Annotated in this window: 21 protein-coding genes and 2 pseudogenes; 2 read left to right on the forward strand and 21 right to left on the reverse strand. The window is 42.9% G+C overall.

The features are described 5' to 3' along the window. Positions 1-99 precede the first annotated feature (99 nt). The 9 genes and pseudogenes from aph(3')-IIIa to ETP43_RS02380 form a co-directional block, all read right to left on the reverse strand. On the reverse strand, positions 100-894 hold the full coding sequence (aph(3')-IIIa, locus tag ETP43_RS02335; protein ID WP_001096887.1) for an aminoglycoside O-phosphotransferase APH(3')-IIIa: 795 nt from the start codon (positions 892-894) through the stop codon (positions 100-102). Positions 895-986: 92 nt separating this feature from the next. After that, positions 987-1,529, reverse strand: coding sequence for a streptothricin N-acetyltransferase Sat4 (sat4, locus tag ETP43_RS02340; protein WP_000627290.1), 543 nt, complete (start codon positions 1,527-1,529; stop codon positions 987-989). Then, positions 1,526-2,434, reverse strand: a complete 909-nt coding sequence (locus ETP43_RS02345) for an aminoglycoside nucleotidyltransferase ANT(6)-Ia (RefSeq protein ID WP_001255866.1) — start codon at positions 2,432-2,434, stop codon at positions 1,526-1,528. Before ETP43_RS02345 ends, sat4 begins: the two co-directional genes overlap by 4 nt. Before the next feature lie 32 nt (positions 2,435-2,466). Further along, positions 2,467-3,072 (reverse strand): annotated as a pseudogene (locus ETP43_RS02350) (class I SAM-dependent methyltransferase); the annotation flags it as partial. Next, positions 3,059-3,814, reverse strand: coding sequence for a hypothetical protein (locus ETP43_RS02355; protein ID WP_044822754.1), 756 nt, complete (start codon positions 3,812-3,814; stop codon positions 3,059-3,061). The pseudogene ETP43_RS02350 and the gene ETP43_RS02355, both read right to left, overlap by 14 nt. Before the next feature lie 394 nt (positions 3,815-4,208). After that, entirely contained in the window at positions 4,209-4,448 is a 240-nt protein-coding gene (locus tag ETP43_RS02360; protein WP_002380754.1) for a helix-turn-helix transcriptional regulator, read from the reverse strand. A 361-nt stretch (positions 4,449-4,809) separates the two neighbouring features. Beyond that, entirely contained in the window at positions 4,810-5,547 is a 738-nt protein-coding gene (erm(B), locus tag ETP43_RS02370) for a 23S rRNA (adenine(2058)-N(6))-methyltransferase Erm(B) (protein WP_001038790.1), read from the reverse strand. A gap of 124 nt (positions 5,548-5,671) precedes the next feature. Continuing rightward, positions 5,672-5,755 (reverse strand): 23S rRNA methyltransferase attenuation leader peptide, encoded by an 84-nt coding sequence (locus ETP43_RS02375; protein WP_001814874.1) that lies wholly within the window; start codon positions 5,753-5,755, stop codon positions 5,672-5,674. Between the two features lie 65 nt (positions 5,756-5,820). After that, positions 5,821-6,057 (reverse strand): annotated as a pseudogene (locus tag ETP43_RS02380) (hypothetical protein); the annotation flags it as partial. 301 nt (positions 6,058-6,358) lie between these two features. Between ETP43_RS02380 and ETP43_RS02385 the strand changes: the two are divergent. After that, positions 6,359-6,649: a hypothetical protein gene (locus ETP43_RS02385; protein ID WP_243114162.1), complete on the forward strand. Its 291-nt coding sequence runs from the start codon at positions 6,359-6,361 to the stop codon at positions 6,647-6,649. 277 nt (positions 6,650-6,926) lie between these two features. Beyond that, complete coding sequence (locus ETP43_RS02395) at positions 6,927-7,205, forward strand: winged helix-turn-helix domain-containing protein (protein ID WP_242858386.1); 279 nt, start codon at positions 6,927-6,929, stop codon at positions 7,203-7,205. 32 nt (positions 7,206-7,237) lie between these two features. Here the strand turns inward: ETP43_RS02395 and ETP43_RS02400 are convergent, their stop codons facing one another. The 12 genes from ETP43_RS02400 to ETP43_RS02455 form a co-directional block, all read right to left on the reverse strand. Beyond that, the gene (locus ETP43_RS02400; protein ID WP_005333456.1) at positions 7,238-7,522 is read right to left on the reverse strand and encodes a hypothetical protein; all 285 of its coding nucleotides are present in this window, start codon (positions 7,520-7,522) and stop codon (positions 7,238-7,240) included. 55 nt (positions 7,523-7,577) lie between these two features. Next, on the reverse strand, positions 7,578-8,186 hold the full coding sequence (locus tag ETP43_RS02405) for a hypothetical protein (RefSeq protein ID WP_005333458.1): 609 nt from the start codon (positions 8,184-8,186) through the stop codon (positions 7,578-7,580). Next, positions 8,186-8,563: a hypothetical protein gene (locus ETP43_RS02410; RefSeq protein ID WP_005333460.1), complete on the reverse strand. Its 378-nt coding sequence runs from the start codon at positions 8,561-8,563 to the stop codon at positions 8,186-8,188. The genes ETP43_RS02405 and ETP43_RS02410 overlap by 1 nt, the downstream gene beginning before the upstream one ends. Then, positions 8,544-9,122 (reverse strand): hypothetical protein, encoded by a 579-nt coding sequence (locus tag ETP43_RS02415; RefSeq protein WP_005333462.1) that lies wholly within the window; start codon positions 9,120-9,122, stop codon positions 8,544-8,546. Before ETP43_RS02415 ends, ETP43_RS02410 begins: the two co-directional genes overlap by 20 nt. A 5-nt stretch (positions 9,123-9,127) precedes the next feature. After that, positions 9,128-9,376, reverse strand: coding sequence for a hypothetical protein (locus tag ETP43_RS02420; RefSeq protein ID WP_005333464.1), 249 nt, complete (start codon positions 9,374-9,376; stop codon positions 9,128-9,130). Between the two features lie 19 nt (positions 9,377-9,395). Further along, on the reverse strand, positions 9,396-9,914 hold the full coding sequence (locus tag ETP43_RS02425; protein WP_005333466.1) for an AbrB/MazE/SpoVT family DNA-binding domain-containing protein: 519 nt from the start codon (positions 9,912-9,914) through the stop codon (positions 9,396-9,398). Between the two features lie 62 nt (positions 9,915-9,976). Continuing rightward, positions 9,977-10,663, reverse strand: coding sequence for a hypothetical protein (locus tag ETP43_RS02430; RefSeq protein ID WP_005333468.1), 687 nt, complete (start codon positions 10,661-10,663; stop codon positions 9,977-9,979). A 16-nt stretch (positions 10,664-10,679) separates the two neighbouring features. Then, complete coding sequence (locus ETP43_RS02435; protein ID WP_129256953.1) at positions 10,680-12,797, reverse strand: vWA domain-containing protein; 2,118 nt, start codon at positions 12,795-12,797, stop codon at positions 10,680-10,682. After that, positions 12,794-13,060: a helix-turn-helix domain-containing protein gene (locus ETP43_RS02440; RefSeq protein ID WP_005333471.1), complete on the reverse strand. Its 267-nt coding sequence runs from the start codon at positions 13,058-13,060 to the stop codon at positions 12,794-12,796. The genes ETP43_RS02435 and ETP43_RS02440 overlap by 4 nt, the downstream gene beginning before the upstream one ends. Before the next feature lie 9 nt (positions 13,061-13,069). Further along, a complete protein-coding gene (locus tag ETP43_RS02445) occupies positions 13,070-14,881 on the reverse strand; it encodes an AAA family ATPase (protein ID WP_005333473.1) in 1,812 nt (603 codons plus the stop codon). Between the two features lie 16 nt (positions 14,882-14,897). Then, positions 14,898-15,674 carry a hypothetical protein gene (locus ETP43_RS02450; RefSeq protein WP_022415111.1) on the reverse strand — a complete coding sequence of 259 codons (777 nt, stop codon included), beginning with the start codon at positions 15,672-15,674 and terminating at the stop codon, positions 14,898-14,900. Between the two features lie 141 nt (positions 15,675-15,815). Beyond that, on the reverse strand, positions 15,816-16,517 hold the full coding sequence (locus tag ETP43_RS02455) for a single-stranded DNA-binding protein (RefSeq protein WP_005333477.1): 702 nt from the start codon (positions 16,515-16,517) through the stop codon (positions 15,816-15,818). Positions 16,518-16,812 lie beyond the last annotated feature (295 nt).

Genomic DNA, 16,812 nt, shown 5'->3' on the forward strand with positions numbered 1-16,812 from the left:
TAAAACATCAGAGTATGGACAGTTGCGGATGTACTTCAGAAAAGATTAGATGTCTAAAAAGCTTGTAGTTAAAGCTTTTTAGACATCTAAATCTAGGTACTAAAACAATTCATCCAGTAAAATATAATATTTTATTTTCTCCCAATCAGGCTTGATCCCCAGTAAGTCAAAAAATAGCTCGACATACTGTTCTTCCCCGATATCCTCCCTGATCGACCGGACGCAGAAGGCAATGTCATACCACTTGTCCGCCCTGCCGCTTCTCCCAAGATCAATAAAGCCACTTACTTTGCCATCTTTCACAAAGATGTTGCTGTCTCCCAGGTCGCCGTGGGAAAAGACAAGTTCCTCTTCGGGCTTTTCCGTCTTTAAAAAATCATACAGCTCGCGCGGATCTTTAAATGGAGTGTCTTCTTCCCAGTTTTCGCAATCCACATCGGCCAGATCGTTATTCAGTAAGTAATCCAATTCGGCTAAGCGGCTGTCTAAGCTATTCGTATAGGGACAATCCGATATGTCGATGGAGTGAAAGAGCCTGATGCACTCCGCATACAGCTCGATAATCTTTTCAGGGCTTTGTTCATCTTCATACTCTTCCGAGCAAAGGACGCCATCGGCCTCACTCATGAGCAGATTGCTCCAGCCATCATGCCGTTCAAAGTGCAGGACCTTTGGAACAGGCAGCTTTCCTTCCAGCCATAGCATCATGTCCTTTTCCCGTTCCACATCATAGGTGGTCCCTTTATACCGGCTGTCCGTCATTTTTAAATATAGGTTTTCATTTTCTCCCACCAGCTTATATACCTTAGCAGGAGACATTCCTTCCGTATCTTTTACGCAGCGGTATTTTTCGATCAGTTTTTTCAATTCCGGTGATATTCTCATTTTAGCCATTTATTATTTCCTTCCTCTTTTCTACAGTATTTAAAGATACCCCAAGAAGCTAATTATAACAAGACGAACTCCAATTCACTGTTCCTTGCATTCTAAAACCTTAAATACCAGAAAACAGCTTTTTCAAAGTTGTTTTCAAAGTTGGCGTATAACATAGTATCGACGGAGCCGATTTTGAAACCACAATTATGATAGAATTTACAAGCTATAAGGTTATTGTCCTGGGTTTCAAGCATTAGTCCATGCAAGTTTTTATGCTTTGCCCATTCTATAGATATATTGATAAGCGCGCTGCCTATGCCTTGCCCCCTGAAATCCTTACATACGGCGATATCTTCTATATAAGCGTACCGGTTCCAATTTTTTCGCAGTTTAACTTTTCCGACGCATTTATCGTCTTGGTAGTAAAGATATATTATCTTATCAGTATTGTCAATATATTCAAGGCAATCTGCCTCCTCATCCTCTTCATCCTCTTCGTCTTGGTAGCTTTTTAAATATGGCGCTTCATAGAGTAATTCTGTAAAGGTCCAATTCTCGTTTTCATACCTCGGTATAATCTTACCTATCACCTCAAATGGTTCGCTGGGTTTATCGATATCTTTCAGGTGCCCTGCTTTCATTTCTGTAATCACTGTTCCCGCCTCTCTTCTATATCAGCGGCATATGTGCTATCCAGGCAGCCGGTTTTACCAGTGTATTTTTTATACATGTCCCTGGTATATTTTGTTATATTCCTATCATACTCCGGATAGGCATAATGAAGCCTTTCCGCCACCTCACCGGATACCGCCCTGAACAATTGATGGCATAGAAATAATGCTTCCCATATGTTTTCATAGGAATCCATCCGGTAGGTGGACAAAAGTTTCTCCCACAAATCCTCGGATATATACCTTTCAATAAACTTATAGTTCTTGCCTACACTTAATTTAAAGCCTGTTTCGATGCCGACCTTCCATGATATCATTCTCAGCAGCTCATGGCGAACAATCTGATTAAAATGATCAATAGCAAATAAAATTTCCTTACGGCACAATCCTTTAATAACATAAGGTGTTACATTCCAAAATTCATTGCAGCAATCATCATACTCCCTTGCGCTTGGCTTTCTTACATGATAATCTATATCAGTCGGAACTATGTCCCTTTTAATTCTACAATCTTTATCAATTAGAACCTTTATTAATTTATCGCCCTTTAGGTAATTATCTAACTCTTCCAAGGGCAATAAGGTAAGATCAATTTTATTGTAATCATCAAATAGCATAAGATAGGAAAATCCCTTTTCTTCAGGTGGGAATAATTCCATATCCTCCGGCTTTTGCATCATTATTATATTCCCAAATTGATTAAGCCAGTCATCATTAGATATAAACGGTTCTATATCACTTACAAAATATGTAATATCATAATCCTGAAATTCATCTTTAGGTATATTAATATTTGCGCGTGACCCCTCAAGGGTCACAATTCGAATACGTTCATCCTGTTCTGCTAAAGAAAGTACTAAATCCATCATTTCTTTTTCTGATCTCATTTACATACTCCTCGTTTATTTTTTCTATATTATTACATCTTCTTTTTTGCCGATACAATCAGCATCATTGGGCGTCGCATTTCATCCGCCATCCCCGGAATATCCATCATGTTCTCTGGCGGCTGTGGCTCCACAATCTGATTTATTATAAAACTATTTGAAAGCAGTGTATTTAGATATGTGGTCAGTGTTCTATGATATTTTGTAACCTTTTCTTCCAAAAACATAGCTGTCCGTTTGCCCTCATAATAATAATTGTCCACCGGGAAATGCAGTATTTCTCCTTTTTCGTTATAATACCAGTCTTGTGTTCCATGAGCAGTAAAAACAGGATGTTCAACTGTAAAAACTAAATTGCCACCAGCCTTCAGCATCCTATATATCTTTTTTATTAAATTCTCATAGTCTGCTACATAATGAAACGCAAGCGAACTTAGTATTACATCAAAGCTCTCCTCTGGGAAATCCACATCTTCTATGGCACAGCATTCATATTCAATCTGTGGAAAATGGGTTTTTCCTTTTGCTACTTCGAGCATTTTATGAGAAATATCAACACCTACTACAGAGGAAGCACCGTTTTCCATCGCATATATACAGTGCCATCCATAGCCGCATCCTAAATCAAGCACACGCTTCATCTACTTGTTTTTTGCCTTCTGTACCGCTTAAAACCGTTAGACTTGAACGAGTAAAGCCCTTATTATCTGTTTGTTTGAAAGACCAATCTTGCCATTCTTTGAAAGAATAACGGTAATTGGGATCAAAAAATTCTACATTGTCCGTTCTTGGTATACGAGCAATCCCAAAATGATTGCACGTTAGATCAACTGGCAAAGACTTTCCAAAATATTCTCGGATATTTTGCGAGATTATTTTGGCTGCTTTGACAGATTTAAATTCTGATTTTGAAGTCACATAAACTGGCGTTTCTAAAACAAAATATGCTTGATAACCTTTATCAGATTTGATAATTAACGTAGGCATAAAACCTAAATCAATAGCTGTTGTTAAAATATCGCTTGCTGAAATAGTTTCTTTTGCCGTGTGAATATCAAAATCAATAAAGAAGGTATTGATTTGTCTTAAATTGTTTTCAGAATGTCCTTTCGTGTATGAACGGTTTTCGTCTGCATACGTACCATAACGATAAACGTTTGGTGTCCAATGCGTAAATGTATCTTGATTTTCGTGAATCGCTTCTTCGGAAGTCAGAACAACGCCACGTCCGCCAATCATGCTTTTTTTTGAGCGATACGCAAAAATAGCCCCTTTGCTTTTACCTGGCTTGGTAGTGATTGAGCGAATTTTACTATTTTTAAATTTGTACTTTAACAAGCCGTCATGAAGCACAGTTTCTACAACAAAAGGGATATTCATTCAGCTGTTCTCCTTTCTTACGAAAATTAATTAGTTAGAAGCTACGATCAAAGTTGAATCACAACAAAAAAGGCAATCAACTAAGTTTTTCTTAATTGATTGCCTGGTATCTTCTTAAAGACTTGAAATTCCCTCAAAAACCCGATATAATGGGTTTACAGATATTTAAGTATCTGATTAATAAAGTAATTAAATACTTTACCAAATTTCGGGTCTCGACTTCTTTAATTGATTGGTGGTAATCAATTAAGGCTCGCAACTTATTTTCTTGGCGGAAAATAAGTTGGTCGTGGCTCTTTTTTTGTATTCTTTATTCAGTTCGTTGTTTCGTTATATCTAGTATACCGCTTTTAAAAAAAATAAGCAACAATTTCGTTAAATATATTAACGACAATCATTGCTTCTCTTCTTCTATTTGCAACTCTACTTGTTCTAATTCATTAGGAATTAAGTCAATAACTAAGGTTGAGTTTGTCAATTCTGCAATTCGTTCCAATGTTTTTAATGTCGGATCTGATTTTCCTGATTCAATCAATGAATAATTTGATCTACTCATTTCTAATTCTTGGGAGAATTTTTCTTTTGATTTGGTACCTCTCATCTTTTTTAAGCTTTCTCTAAATGCTAGTTCCAAGTTTCTCCCTCCTGTTTATGTAAATATTTTGCACGTTTTCCATTTAATTATATCGTTACACCTTGTAAATCACAAGTGATTAATCACAAATCACTTGTGATTAGTGATTGTTATTGGTGTTGCCTAGAACGATTCTAAGCACATGTTTAATTTTAAAGTGGGCAATTATCTTTAAAATGTCCTACAATGATTCAATAAAAGCATGGCTGCTAGTGAAACTTGCGACCATGCTTTTAAAAATACTTAATGGGGTCCCGAGCGCTTTAGCTCCTTGGAAGCTGTCAGTAGTATACCTAATAATTTATCTACATTCCCTTTAGTAACGTGTAACTTTCCAAATTTACAAAAGCGACTCATAGAATTATTTCCTCCCGTTAAATAATAGATAACTATTAAAAATAGACAATACTTGCTCATAAGTAACGGTACTTAAATTGTTTACTTTGGCGTGTTTCATTGCTTGATGAAACTGATTTTTAGTAAACAGTTGACGATATTCTCGATTGACCCATTTTGAAACAAAGTACGTATATAGCTTCCAATATTTATCTGGAACATCTGTGGTATGGCGGGTAAGTTTTATTAAGACACTGTTTACTTTTGGTTTAGGATGAAAGCATTCCGCTGGCAGCTTAAGCAATTGCTGAATCGAGACTTGAGTGTGCAAGAGCAACCCTAGTGTTCGGTGAATATCCAAGGTACGCTTGTAGAATCCTTCTTCAACAATCAGATAGATGTCAGACGCATGGCTTTCAAAAACCACTTTTTTAATAATTTGTGTGCTTAAATGGTAAGGAATATTCCCAACAATTTTATACCTCTGTTTGTTAGGGAATTGAAACTGTAGAATATCTTGGTGAATTAAAGTGACACGAATGTTCAGTTTTAATTTTTCTGACGATAAGTTGAATAGATGACTGTCTAATTCAATAGACGTTACCTGTTTACTTATTTTAGCCAGTTTCGTCGTTAAATGCCCTTTACCTGTTCCAATTTCGTAAACGGTATCGGTTTCTTTTAAATTCAATTGTTTTATTATTTGGTTGAGTACTTTTTCACTCGTTAAAAAGTTTTGAGAATATTTTATATTTTTGTTCATGTAATCACTCCTGAAGTGATTACATCTATAAATAAATACAGAAGTTAAACGATTTGTTTGTAATTTTAGTTATCTGTTTAAAAAGTCATAAGATTAGTCACTGGTAGGAATTAATCTAACGTATTTATTTATCTGCGTAATCACTGTTTTTAGTCTGTTTCAAAACAGTAGATGTTTTATCTACATTACGCATTTGGAATACCAACATGACGAATCCCTCCTTCTTAATTACAAATTTTTAGCATCTAATTTAACTTCAATTCCTATTATACAAAATTTTAAGATAATGTCAATACAATAAGCGTCCTCACCCTCAACGGTCAAATGTCCCTCGTTAAAGGTTGAACCGATAGAACCGTCATTCATTACTTTTTCAACGATACCGACACGCTCATCAGATTGTGTCCAGTATTGCTTGCTTTCGGCATGAACAATGGTACTCGGCAAGGCGGTAACGATAGTCGCAAAGGCTAAGAAGCCCGTACATAATCGCTTGAATATCTTTTTCATAATTCTTAATGCTCCTTTCATTTTGGGTAAAAAAATAGACGCTCTTTTCTGAACGCCCTACATTGAAAAGGGATACTCTTTTACAAGTACCCCTCAAATTTAATATTTAATTTGTTGTGTTCCCACACTCTATATCAACTACTACTGAAACATTGATATAGTTTTTAATCTCTTTATTTCGGATTTTATCACCCTCACTTGTAAACACGATATGCTTGAAAAAGTGCCTAAAATTAAGGATTTCTACATAGTTTTTCGTTGTAGCAACACACAAGTCTCTATATGGATCGGAGTGGGGGTATTGTCTCTTATCTCATTTGCAGTAATGGGAACAAGCGGATTTTTCACGCCGTATCAGATTGATGATCCATACAGTATTTATGTTATGACATATGGAGAATATTATTTGCTGATACTTGTGGGCGGGTATATCGTGACAATGTTTTGTGCTGCGTTGACTATGCTGGTGACAGTTAAGATGCATACACCGAATCTGGCGATTTGTATCCCGTTTTTCCTGCTTTGTATGATGCCGTTTATCGCAAATATCATATTTCCAGTAAGCAGTATACGGAGGAAGGAATTAGATTAAGACTGTTAGGGGAGAATATGCCGTCAGAAAGTGGATGTATAGCTTGTGACGTAACTTTGGAAGATGCATATATCTATGTAACCAATCGATAAACATTGTTAATGAGGAGTGAAAGCTAAATGCTAAGAAAAGCAGGTGATGTTATGGGAAAGTGATGATTCTTACCATTTCTGATTCCGAAGAGGGAATCCTGAATAAAATTAAATCAGTTCTAGCCTGCGAAAGTACGTTAGAAGTTATGGAGATTACAAATTCTGAAAAGTTGACATTCCAAGGTTTGGAAATAGACCAGCTTCAGCGGAGCGTAATCAAAGATGGTAAGGTTGTGGAACTTACCAGACATGAATATGACCTGCTTTTTTATCTGGCCTTATCCCCCAATCGGGTATTTACAAAAGAACAGATTTACCAGCATATTTATGAGGATGTGGAGTCAGAAGTGGATAACCGTGTCTATGGGTTAGTCAAGAATCTGAGAAAGAAAATAGAAGAAAATCCGGAAGAACCGCACTACATAGAAACGATACGTGGTGTAGGCTACCGTTTTCGGGCATAAAAAGAGCCGTCCGATTGGGCGGCTCGAAGTATTTAAACAGCAGTTTTCTTCACTGCCTGTTTATAGTTACCGGTAGCATCGTAATCTCCAGAGAGGAGCAGATTCTGGCGAAATTGCTCCAGTTTGATCTTGAAGCGTTTCCCATCCTCAACAGTCGTAAGCATGGTAAGAGCTTCTAGCATTCCCTGAATATATCCGGTTAGCAGGTAATATCTGCAGGGTTCTTCCGATGGTGAGATATTGGACAGGGTTTCTTCCAGATGTTCCTGACGTTCCCTGAGCCATGCATCCCAGACATCCAGTTCCAAATCAGTCATGGTGTTCCTCCTTTAAATCTGATGATAATCGTCTTTGGTGTGGAGGGGAGAAGTTTCATGCACAAGCATTTTTCTGCTCCAGATCCAAATATGGATTTGTAAATTCAAAAATAATAAGTTCATCCGCATCGAACATGAGCTCCAACTCTTTTAGTGTAGCTGCTGGATATCCGCAATCTCTGAATCGTTCTAATACGTCTGTTTCCGTTTCAAATGGTTCACCGTCTTCCAGCTTTTCTCCGATTATTAAGCCACATGGAGTCAATAGGCTTTCTTCATATAAGCGGACACAATATCGGTCAGGGAAAAATAGGTGTGCTTCATCCGTGTTATAATAAATTCGTTCTCCAGGTTCTATGCTTTGCATCACAAAGGGAACATGATATGCAGCGGCTATCGCCTGATATGCTTCATAAAGTGGAGTCCATGCTGTCTCTAAAGAAAGTAGAATATACGTATCATTCCATTCCATGTAGCTGACATTTCCACGAAGAGATATTCCGGTGGAATCTATTTTCTTGTGGGAAAATAAATTGCCAATCCAGCATAAATCAGGATTCTGGTTCAGAATGATGTAGGTTTCCAGGTCCTCCCACAAGTCATATAGTCCTTCCGGATTTCCTTCTGTATAAAAGATCACATCATCACAGCAGATATTTGCCATTACACATCCACCTCCGTTCCAAAAGTTTCACCCATATTCTGGTTGGAAACCGTAAGGTTTACAGGGGATAAGGTGCCAGAGGCAAGCCATTGTTCGATTGCATCAATTACCTGCTCCAGCGTGTCGTTATAAGCCACATTGCAGTCTTCCAGTCGGAGAAACTGCAGGTATGCTTCATGAAGAAGGCTTGGATCATCACGCAGCGTTTCATATGGAAGGTTGCAGAGTCCGATTCTTTCCTCCAGACGTTCCATGGAGCGGCGGATGAAGTCGCAGGAAATAAATTGTTCCCGGTAGATGTTATAAGCAGCTTCAAGCTGGTCATAGGTCAAAATAAATGAGACTTTCTCGCAAGGATTAGATGGTTGTTCTTTCATGGTAAATTCCTCCATTCATACTATGATTGGCTGGTGGTACGGATTCTCTTTGTTCGGGAGTAAGATGTACCAGTAGTTTCCAGCGCAGGTCGATTTCTCGGTGAATCCAGGTATCATTTTCATAAACTTCATGTGTCAAAAAATTGTAAATTGTCGGTTCTTTTTCTATATCATCCAGATCTGCGACCAGACAAGTTGCCTGATTCACATAGGGCCAGAGTGCCTGTTCGACCATATGGCGTAGTTCCAGTATCAGAGGATATATCTGTCCTACATCATAGGTTTTGGACATGCAGGAGCTGATTTTCTTCAGCATCCCGGAAGTTTGTATCATCTGGTTGATGACGGTACATTGTTCCTCCACATCTGCATCCGGATTCAGGACCAGCCGGTGGAGCAGCACAGATTTTGCATAGGCAGAAGCGGTCAGGTTGATGTTTCTGACCAGTTCTTCATACGGCTGCTTATACTGTGTCTTCAGCACTTCCAGAGGCACATGTTCCCGGTTCTTCTTTAAGGTGGAGAGGAGCCCCGAAAGACAGCTCTCCAGTTCTTCCATTCTTGTCAAGCACACATCGCCTCCAGCTCCATCGGAACACGGGTGTAGCTGAGACGGTAAATACTGTTGCAGGTCTCAAATACCACACCGTTTTCGGATACTTCCAGAATACTCTGCACCGGACTGGTAGCAAAGGTCTGGTTATAACTATAGATCCACGCCCGTTCTCCCAGATGGAGGGGCAGGGACAGGATTCCGGTGAGGACATATTCTTTCTTTTGGGTGGTGTGTAAGGTTATATTTGTATTCTTCATTGATTTCACGCTCCTTTCCTTACTTAATTTTGTTTGCAATTACGGCAGCGACCAGTTTAGCGCATCCCAATTCCATCTCGGATAAATGCTGTCCGGTTCTGGAACAGAGAAGAAGTGCCAGCGGCTCTCTGTCTTCCCTTAAAATCGGGAAAAAAGCACAAACCGGTTGACGGGTGTTGGATACCGGGTAGACAGGGCAGTTCTCAGCAGAGATCAGTTCCTGGCCGTCCGCAACCAATTCGGCGAGTTCTTCTGTAACGGGAGTGCCTTCCGGAAGATAGATGCCCGCAGATACGAGTATGTGAGCCTCACTGCAAATTGCGATACCACAGTGGATGACACTGTAGAGGACGGAAAGATAGGAAGCCATTTCCTCTTTTCCGTTTAAGTGGGTAGGGCATTTGCGTAAAAGCAGCTCCATTCCCACATTTTCCAGTTCCAGTGCATCTCCGTCTGAGAGCTTCATTTGTTTCCGGATTTCTGCAGGGATGACGATACGCCCCTGAGAGTCCATGGTCCGGATGAGTGCAATATTCATAACTAAAGTCTCCTTTCTTAAAAAGAGGAGAAGCAGTAAAGTACCGCTTCTCTTCTGAAAATTTAGGCAGCGTAAGGCGGAGCCTGTGCTGTCTGTTGCATTTGACTGTTCTGCTGGTCTGCCAGCATCCGTTTTCCGTTATTGATCAGTGATGCAGCAATCACCGTTTCCCAGTTGGAAATATAGGAATCCGTCCGCTTCAGAAGCGTGAACAGATCCATGTCGGTAAGCTGGATGGCTGTCGTCTTTTCGGACTGGAAGCTGCGTGGCTGCATGTAGGAACCACCGTTCTTATTCTGTGCTTTGATGCCTTTCCCATTTACAATCTGGATTTTCCATGGGCTTTTCATAGGCTGCCCTTTGGAATCATAGGGATGTCTGGAGATATAAAACATCTGGGCTGTGGAATAACCGTTCTGATCGGGATTGCCGTAGATCTTGCTCTGGCTCCATTCAAATTCCTGAAAACCGGAAGTGATCCGGGTTAAGAGGAACTGGATCTGTTCCGGTGCCAGGTTGAAACGGGTGATGATATTCCGGTCTCCGGTACCGTTGGAATAATCCTGAATGGTGATGCAGATTAAAGAATGTACTTTATGCCCGTTTTCCTGATATTCCCCTTTGGCATGTAGCTGTGCATAGTTGCCGAGTGGTGCGTAGCGGAGCCGGTCATAAAAGGCAATGAGTGCCCGGTCATTCTGGATCTTGCAGATCTGGTCGGTAATCCGGTTTTGATAAGTTTCATTCATGAGTATTCACCTTCCTTTATTTGAGATGCTGTTTGACAAGCTGTGCCATATTCTTTGGAAGCTCTTCCAGTTTCGTGATATCCAGGAATCCGTCCTTGTAAATCCTGCGGATATTTTCCTTATCGTCACCAATGGCAGCCGCAAACAGGATGACATCCCGTTTTTCGTATTCTTTCTTGATGCCCCGCAGATCTGCCTCTGCTTCCGTTCCGCTGTAGCCGTAATCGGCTGGCTGACCGTCAGAAATCAGGATCAGCAGCTTCTGAAGCTCCGGGCGTGTGCACAAATGCTCTGCTACGAAGCGGAGAGCTGCGCCGTCCCGGTTCCCGTTGCGGTCGCACATATCCATCAGCCGGTAACAGTCCTCATTGTCCACAGAATCAAATTCTGCATAGGAGTAAAGAGCAACGCCGCCTGCATCCGTGGAATGCCCGTAAATGGTGATAGGGATACCGAGGCTTTTACAGAAATCATAAAGGACAATGGCAGTCTTTCTTGCATGTGTCATCCGGTCGCCCCAACCCATCGAACCACTCTCGTCAATCAGGAGGGCAACAGCCAGACGTTTTTCCTCTCCTGGAAGTCTGGTTCTGGTAAAGATGGTTCCGTCTGTCTTATAGAGAGCATGGGAGTCCAGACGTTTTCCAAACAGGAGATTCTTCTGCTTTCCGCCTTGCTGTTCTTCTTTCAAAAGCGGCAGGATGGTGCTTTGCAGCTTTTTGGAAGCCCGCAGGAGCGGGGGAGCAACTGTCTGGTATTCATTCTTCAGGTAATCGGAAACACTGGTCAGGCGATGGATGGTAACATGGATGCCTGCATGGGCATTGCCGTAATGAATATCATTGGCTGTTTTCTGCAGTTCCTCGGTCAGTTCCGTCTGACAGTCTTCCTGCACCTTTTCTGCAGCCACATCGTTCAAGATCCGGAACAGATCCTCTGCAGCATGCTCATAGCCGCTGCCCTGATACTGACTGACATAAGTGACGCCGGGGTTGTTTTCATCCAGAATGGTATTGGTCTTTGTAAGAGCGATGCGCCCGCCTTCTTCCGAAAGCACCTGTTTGGCTTCCTCTATAGCATCCTCTTTGGTACGTGGACCGGAAGGAGCATTGCCCTCATCATTCCCGCTTCCTTTTGGGGAAGCTGGTTTGATATTCTTTGGAATGGCACCGCTTTTTCCGGTCGGAAGAGGAGCGCCGCTGCTGACTTCATCCCCTAGAAGATCTTCCAGAGCATCGGCAGCGGAATCCTCGCCATGCATTTCCAATTCCTCCCGTGTTTTTTCGATGAGCGGCTGGATATAGTTCCAGGTCAGGGCTAAGAGCGCATTGGAAACCAGCATCCGGTCAGTGCCTTTTTCCGATTCCATTGCCGTATCCAGAAGATCGGTACAATCGGAAATGGTATCCAGATAATCCCCCTGATAGCCGGTGGGATTGTTGATGTTTCCGGTCCGGCAATAGGAAAGGATCAGGTTGGCAATGATGGAAAATGGCTGGTATTCTTTGTCAATTTGTTCCTGTATGGAAGGAATCTGTTCGGACATACGCAGGTTATTGAGTTCAATCCCCTGTCGGAAGGTGCCGTGGAATTCCTCACACATACGGTCTTCAATATGGATGTCTTCCAGAATGTTTTGAAAAGTTGCGGCGCATCGTGCCAGTGTCAGGCATCCGGCTTTGTCCTTTCCTTCTAACACTTCTTTGATCTCCTCCAGTGCTGTCTGATAAGCTGGAAGGGATAGCTCCGGCTCCTTCGGATAGAAGGAACCGTTTTCCAGACTCCTCAGATGAACAGCGTGGGCTGTGAAATCAGAATAGAGTAAGTGCCCCACTTCATGCCCGGTGAGCCCTGTCAGGCTCTGGGAACGTAAGAAACGGGTGGGGAAAGACTGGGTGATCGGGTTCGCTGCGTTGAGATGTACCTTATAATTGTCGGTATATGCAACGCCTGCCTGTTCGGAAATGTCCCAGTCCAGCAGTACCTGCAGTCCATACCGGTAACGTCCGGTAACGGCTCTGGCAAGGGAGGTCTGGTACTTCTGATAGGCAGCGGAGAGGAATAACTCCTCATCCGCAATGGAATCCTCTTTTGCCCGGATTAGTTTCTTTAAATTTCTTTGGCTGTGATTCACGTGATATTCTTCCTTTCTTTTCTTAGATTTTTTGTCAGCAGTTCCTCCATCGTGCAGCCGTAATACACAGCAAGGCGAAGGACGGCATAAGCCATCGGGGAGGAGTTTGCATTTTCATAATTCATAATGGTTTTCGGGGGAAGATTTAAGATTCTGGCAACTGCCTTTTGTGATAACTTCGGTGTTTTGGCTTGCCGGAGATAAGACAGATTATCTGCCAGATGCTTTCGGATCTGGGCTTCTGTGAGTGCTGCTTTTCTCATAGGCGTGTCCTACGCAGCAAGCACAGTATCCAGACAGCTTTCTTCCACTTCCGTACGGTTCTCAGCATCGGCAGAGGCAGAGGCAAGCACCGTGTAACGGGCCGCTTCCCGGATATCCCCGCAGACCATGTAGGACTGCACCCAGGAAATCAGCTCCCTCATGCCACAGCAGCCATCTGTAATGAGATTTTCCCGGCAGTAGACAGCCATGGATTTGACAATGCGTGTCATCAGACGTACCGTTTTTGCATCCTTGCATCCGGTAACAGCCATGGCACGTTCTACCTGTGTATCCTCATCCGGTTCATCCAGATCAATCACAAGGTTCATTCGGGAAATGACAGACTGGTTCATCTGTTTACAGCCTGCATAGTCATTGTTTGTGGTGATTACGATGGTCGTATCCGGATGACGGTGGATGGTTTCTCCGTTTGGAAGATATACGCTGTTACAGCGGTCTAAAAGGGAGTTAAGTCCAACCAGTACACCGGGATTAGCAATGACCGTAGGCTCCTGTATCTCAAGAATATACCCATAGCGGATGGCTTCGACTAGAGGCGTATCCACATACTGGAAGTTCTGTCCGGAGGTGTGTTCCTTATAATAGCTGTGCATTTCATCAAAAATCGTATCGATCAGCTTCTGGTAGGTGTCCTCGGCAGAAATTTCTTCATCATAGTTTCCGGTCAGCTTCTGATAGGCACCGGAGGGATCTAACTGGATTTCCTGAAAAGACGGGTACTGCCGCTGAAGCCGGGTGCGTTTTCCGTCCACATCAGGAAGAATCTGACCTAAAAGGTCGAATACCTCTGTATTTGCGGAACAGGTAATGCAGCGGTAAGGAAGGTGAAGTGCGGAAGCAATGGCTTTGGCTCCTTCGGTCTTTCCGGTACCTGCCGGTCCCCGTAAAAGAAAATTCCGCATCGGCTGTGTGGTATCCGTTGTCAGTTTTGCGTGTTCGCAGATCCGTTTGATTTCCGGAGGGATGATGTACCACTCTGCCAATGTCGGAACAGATACCTCCTCTTCCGGAGACAGCCTTCGGGATGCGGTCAGGATAAATTTCCCAACAAAATCATCTCTGGAAATGGCTGCCTGTGCTTTCTTAAATCCACTTCCTGGACGTAACACCTGAAAGTCTCCATGGAGCACTTCGGTTGGTGCATAGACCCCCTTCTGGATATTTAACGGTTTGATCAGCGACAATACGCCGTTTGCCGGAAGGTCAATCTTAACACCACCGGTCGGGAGACCTGATGCATAGCGGGTTCTCCGGTAAATGTTGTCGCAGAGAACGGCTGCTGTTTCCGCAGCGGCGTCCAGATCGGGATAACCGTTGTCCCGGTGCGCTTTTAATTCCTGATACTTTTCATTACACTCTTCATCTGCCAGAAAAACCGGCATCAGTGCGAACAGCAGAGCCGCACCGGACTGTTTGGAGTCTTTAAATTCGTATTTTTCCGGTGTGCTTTCCACATCCGGCGGAGGAGTATAGCAGCCTCCGTAAAACTTTCCGTTTAGCTGGTTGTAGACAACCACCTGAAGATCACCGGTTTTGCTCGGATATTCCGCCACAACAAAATTGTTGGATTGGGTACCGACCGCCCCAAGCTTTTCCGGCGGGGTACTGCCAACCGGGTTTTCCAGCTCCAGATAAGCAAGGACTGCCCGCAGGGTAGCTGCATGAAGCGTGGATTTTTTCCGTGGCTGAGTACAGTATTTGGATGCAATGTCATCAAAGATTGCATGGTCCGTATAATCCTCAAATGGTTCCGGGAGTTTGCGTTTGAACCCCCAGGTTGCTACGATGTTATTTGCCATGATTCGTTCCTCCTTCTTATGAGATCCAGGACAGTTCCAGTGCCTGCTCGGTCTCTTCTGTGGTCAATTCATCTTCAGTAAAAATCTCCGTCAATTCGCCCCAGTAATCTTTGGGCGGGAAATGTTCCAGCTTTCCCCGGACTTCCGGTTCAGTGCCGTTCAGAATATAGACATCTCCCTGCTCGTTGATAAACAGCTTTTCATAGCCCCTTGCCTGTAAGTCACCGACCAATTCCATCAGTAGCGGTTTCCCAATCAGGGAATACCATGATTTGGGATTAACGGCTGGTCTGGAATCCGGATTTCCTTCTGACGGTTCCTTTTTATGTAAGGATTCAATGGTCATCATCTGAAGCGTCAGACTGCCACGGGCATCCATGAGAATTTCCGCAAAATTATAACTTCCGGTATTCCGTGTGCGAATCCGTAATGGTTCCCCATCCAGTATCTGGGAGAGCGGTGGTTCTTTCACAAAATCCCATGTGGCATCCGGGAAGGCTTCCTTGAGCTTTCCGGTAATCTGGAATTTGATCTGTCTCCAGAGAATGGTTTCCAGATCAGGTGTTCCTTCCAGATGACGAGTTCTTTCTGGGCGTTTTCGTAGCTTATGCTCCCTGTTTTTCAGGCGTTCCGTGAAAAGCGGGAGAAGATAACTGAACAGCGTGACTCCGATACCGATCAGGGCAATGCCTGCAATCAGAAGCCGGTTGGCATCCTGTGGTACGAAAAGTGCTGCAAGAAACAGTACAAGCACGACAAACTGTAAGAATTTTTTTCGATTTGATTTTTTCATGAGCTGATTCCTTTCTGATTCATGATTCTTAGACAAGCCCGGAAGCTGGATGGGAAATCGCCGCTTCCGGACATGAAAAAGAGGAACTGCATCATCACAAAGATGATAAATGCAATTCCTCAACATAGGGTTCCTTGAGAGTTAATAGGGCAACTGGGATGCCATCTGTTCCGGCACATTTTGAAAGCCGTCAGTTGGCTGACTGCCCGGCATACCTCCGTAATTTGGCATTCCGGTATAACTGCCCTGCGGCGGGTAGCTGCTCTGTGGCTGACCGGTTCCGTTTGGCGGAGCCTGATACTGTCCGCCATTTGCAGGAGGCGTGTAGGCACCGTTAGCAGGAGCCATTCCCTGCTGTGGATAGCCGCCAGGCATTGCCTGATTCTGGTAGCTGCCATTGGGATTTCCCTGCATTGGGTAGCTGCCATTGCCGGCTGCACCGGGCGTTGCCGCACCACCATTCGGCTGGCTGTTCTGGTTTGCACCCGGATGTCCGGTATTGCTGTCAGAACGGTTGGATGGTACAAAGTGCCAGTCCTTGACATTGATCCTCGGACCGGCATTTGCCTGCCCCGCATTCTTTCCTTTCTGATAAATGAACGGATGAAGCTCCAGATCACCATAGATCATCAGCCCGGTTCCTTTCTTTACGCCTGCTTTTGCTAAGCGTTCTGCAAGGAACTTGTTAAAATAGCACTGATAGTAAATGGTTTCTTCCTTTCCATCCTGGCCTCGCTGTGAAACTGCAATGTCCAGAGAAACATATTCCGTACCGGAATTTTTTCCTTGCTGCATCTCAGGATCTCTTGTGGCCCTCCCTAAAATTGTTAAAATTGCTGACATAAAAATTCTCCTTTCTGCCTCTTTGGGCGTTAAAATAGATTAAAATAAAAAAAGTGCCATTATAGCACCGTATAAAACGGCAGTATAATGACACGATTTTCCAAACTTAAACTGCATATGCTTCTGGATGAATGGTCCAGACTCCCATGACGGGACAGCACAAAAACTTAAATACAAGATTATATTAACACAAGATATAGCATATGTCAAAAGAATTAGAACTATATATAGCATATGTAGACGAGGTGGAAGGATAATATCAAAAGAATTTTGGACATAGTTATAAAAGTGCAAT

The organism is Blautia faecicola (assembly GCF_004123145.1).
Lineage (GTDB): Bacteria > Bacillota > Clostridia > Lachnospirales > Lachnospiraceae > Oliverpabstia > Oliverpabstia faecicola.

Bases quoted from the DNA above. Each gene is read 5' to 3' on its own strand.
- ETP43_RS02400 (WP_005333456.1), bottom strand. From the start codon at position 7,522: ATGACTGATTTGGAACTGGATGTCTGGGATGCATGGCTCAGGGAACGT.
- ETP43_RS02410 (WP_005333460.1), bottom strand. From the start codon at position 8,563: ATGAAAGAACAACCATCTAATCCTTGCGAGAAAGTCTCATTTATTTTG.
- ETP43_RS02405 (WP_005333458.1), bottom strand. From the start codon at position 8,186: ATGGCAAATATCTGCTGTGATGATGTGATCTTTTATACAGAAGGAAAT.
- ETP43_RS02445 (WP_005333473.1), bottom strand. From the start codon at position 14,881: ATGGCAAATAACATCGTAGCAACCTGGGGGTTCAAACGCAAACTCCCG.
- ETP43_RS02430 (WP_005333468.1), bottom strand. From the start codon at position 10,663: ATGAATGAAACTTATCAAAACCGGATTACCGACCAGATCTGCAAGATC.
- ETP43_RS02440 (WP_005333471.1), bottom strand. From the start codon at position 13,060: ATGAGAAAAGCAGCACTCACAGAAGCCCAGATCCGAAAGCATCTGGCA.
- ETP43_RS02425 (WP_005333466.1), bottom strand. From the start codon at position 9,914: ATGAATATTGCACTCATCCGGACCATGGACTCTCAGGGGCGTATCGTC.
- ETP43_RS02455 (WP_005333477.1), bottom strand. From the start codon at position 16,517: ATGTCAGCAATTTTAACAATTTTAGGGAGGGCCACAAGAGATCCTGAG.
- ETP43_RS02345 (WP_001255866.1), bottom strand. From the start codon at position 2,434: ATGAGATCAGAAAAAGAAATGATGGATTTAGTACTTTCTTTAGCAGAA.
- ETP43_RS02450 (WP_022415111.1), bottom strand. From the start codon at position 15,674: ATGAAAAAATCAAATCGAAAAAAATTCTTACAGTTTGTCGTGCTTGTA.
- ETP43_RS02375 (WP_001814874.1), bottom strand. From the start codon at position 5,755: ATGTTGGTATTCCAAATGCGTAATGTAGATAAAACATCTACTGTTTTG.
- ETP43_RS02415 (WP_005333462.1), bottom strand. From the start codon at position 9,122: ATGGAAGAACTGGAGAGCTGTCTTTCGGGGCTCCTCTCCACCTTAAAG.
- ETP43_RS02420 (WP_005333464.1), bottom strand. From the start codon at position 9,376: ATGAAGAATACAAATATAACCTTACACACCACCCAAAAGAAAGAATAT.
- ETP43_RS02355 (WP_044822754.1), bottom strand. From the start codon at position 3,814: ATGAATATCCCTTTTGTTGTAGAAACTGTGCTTCATGACGGCTTGTTA.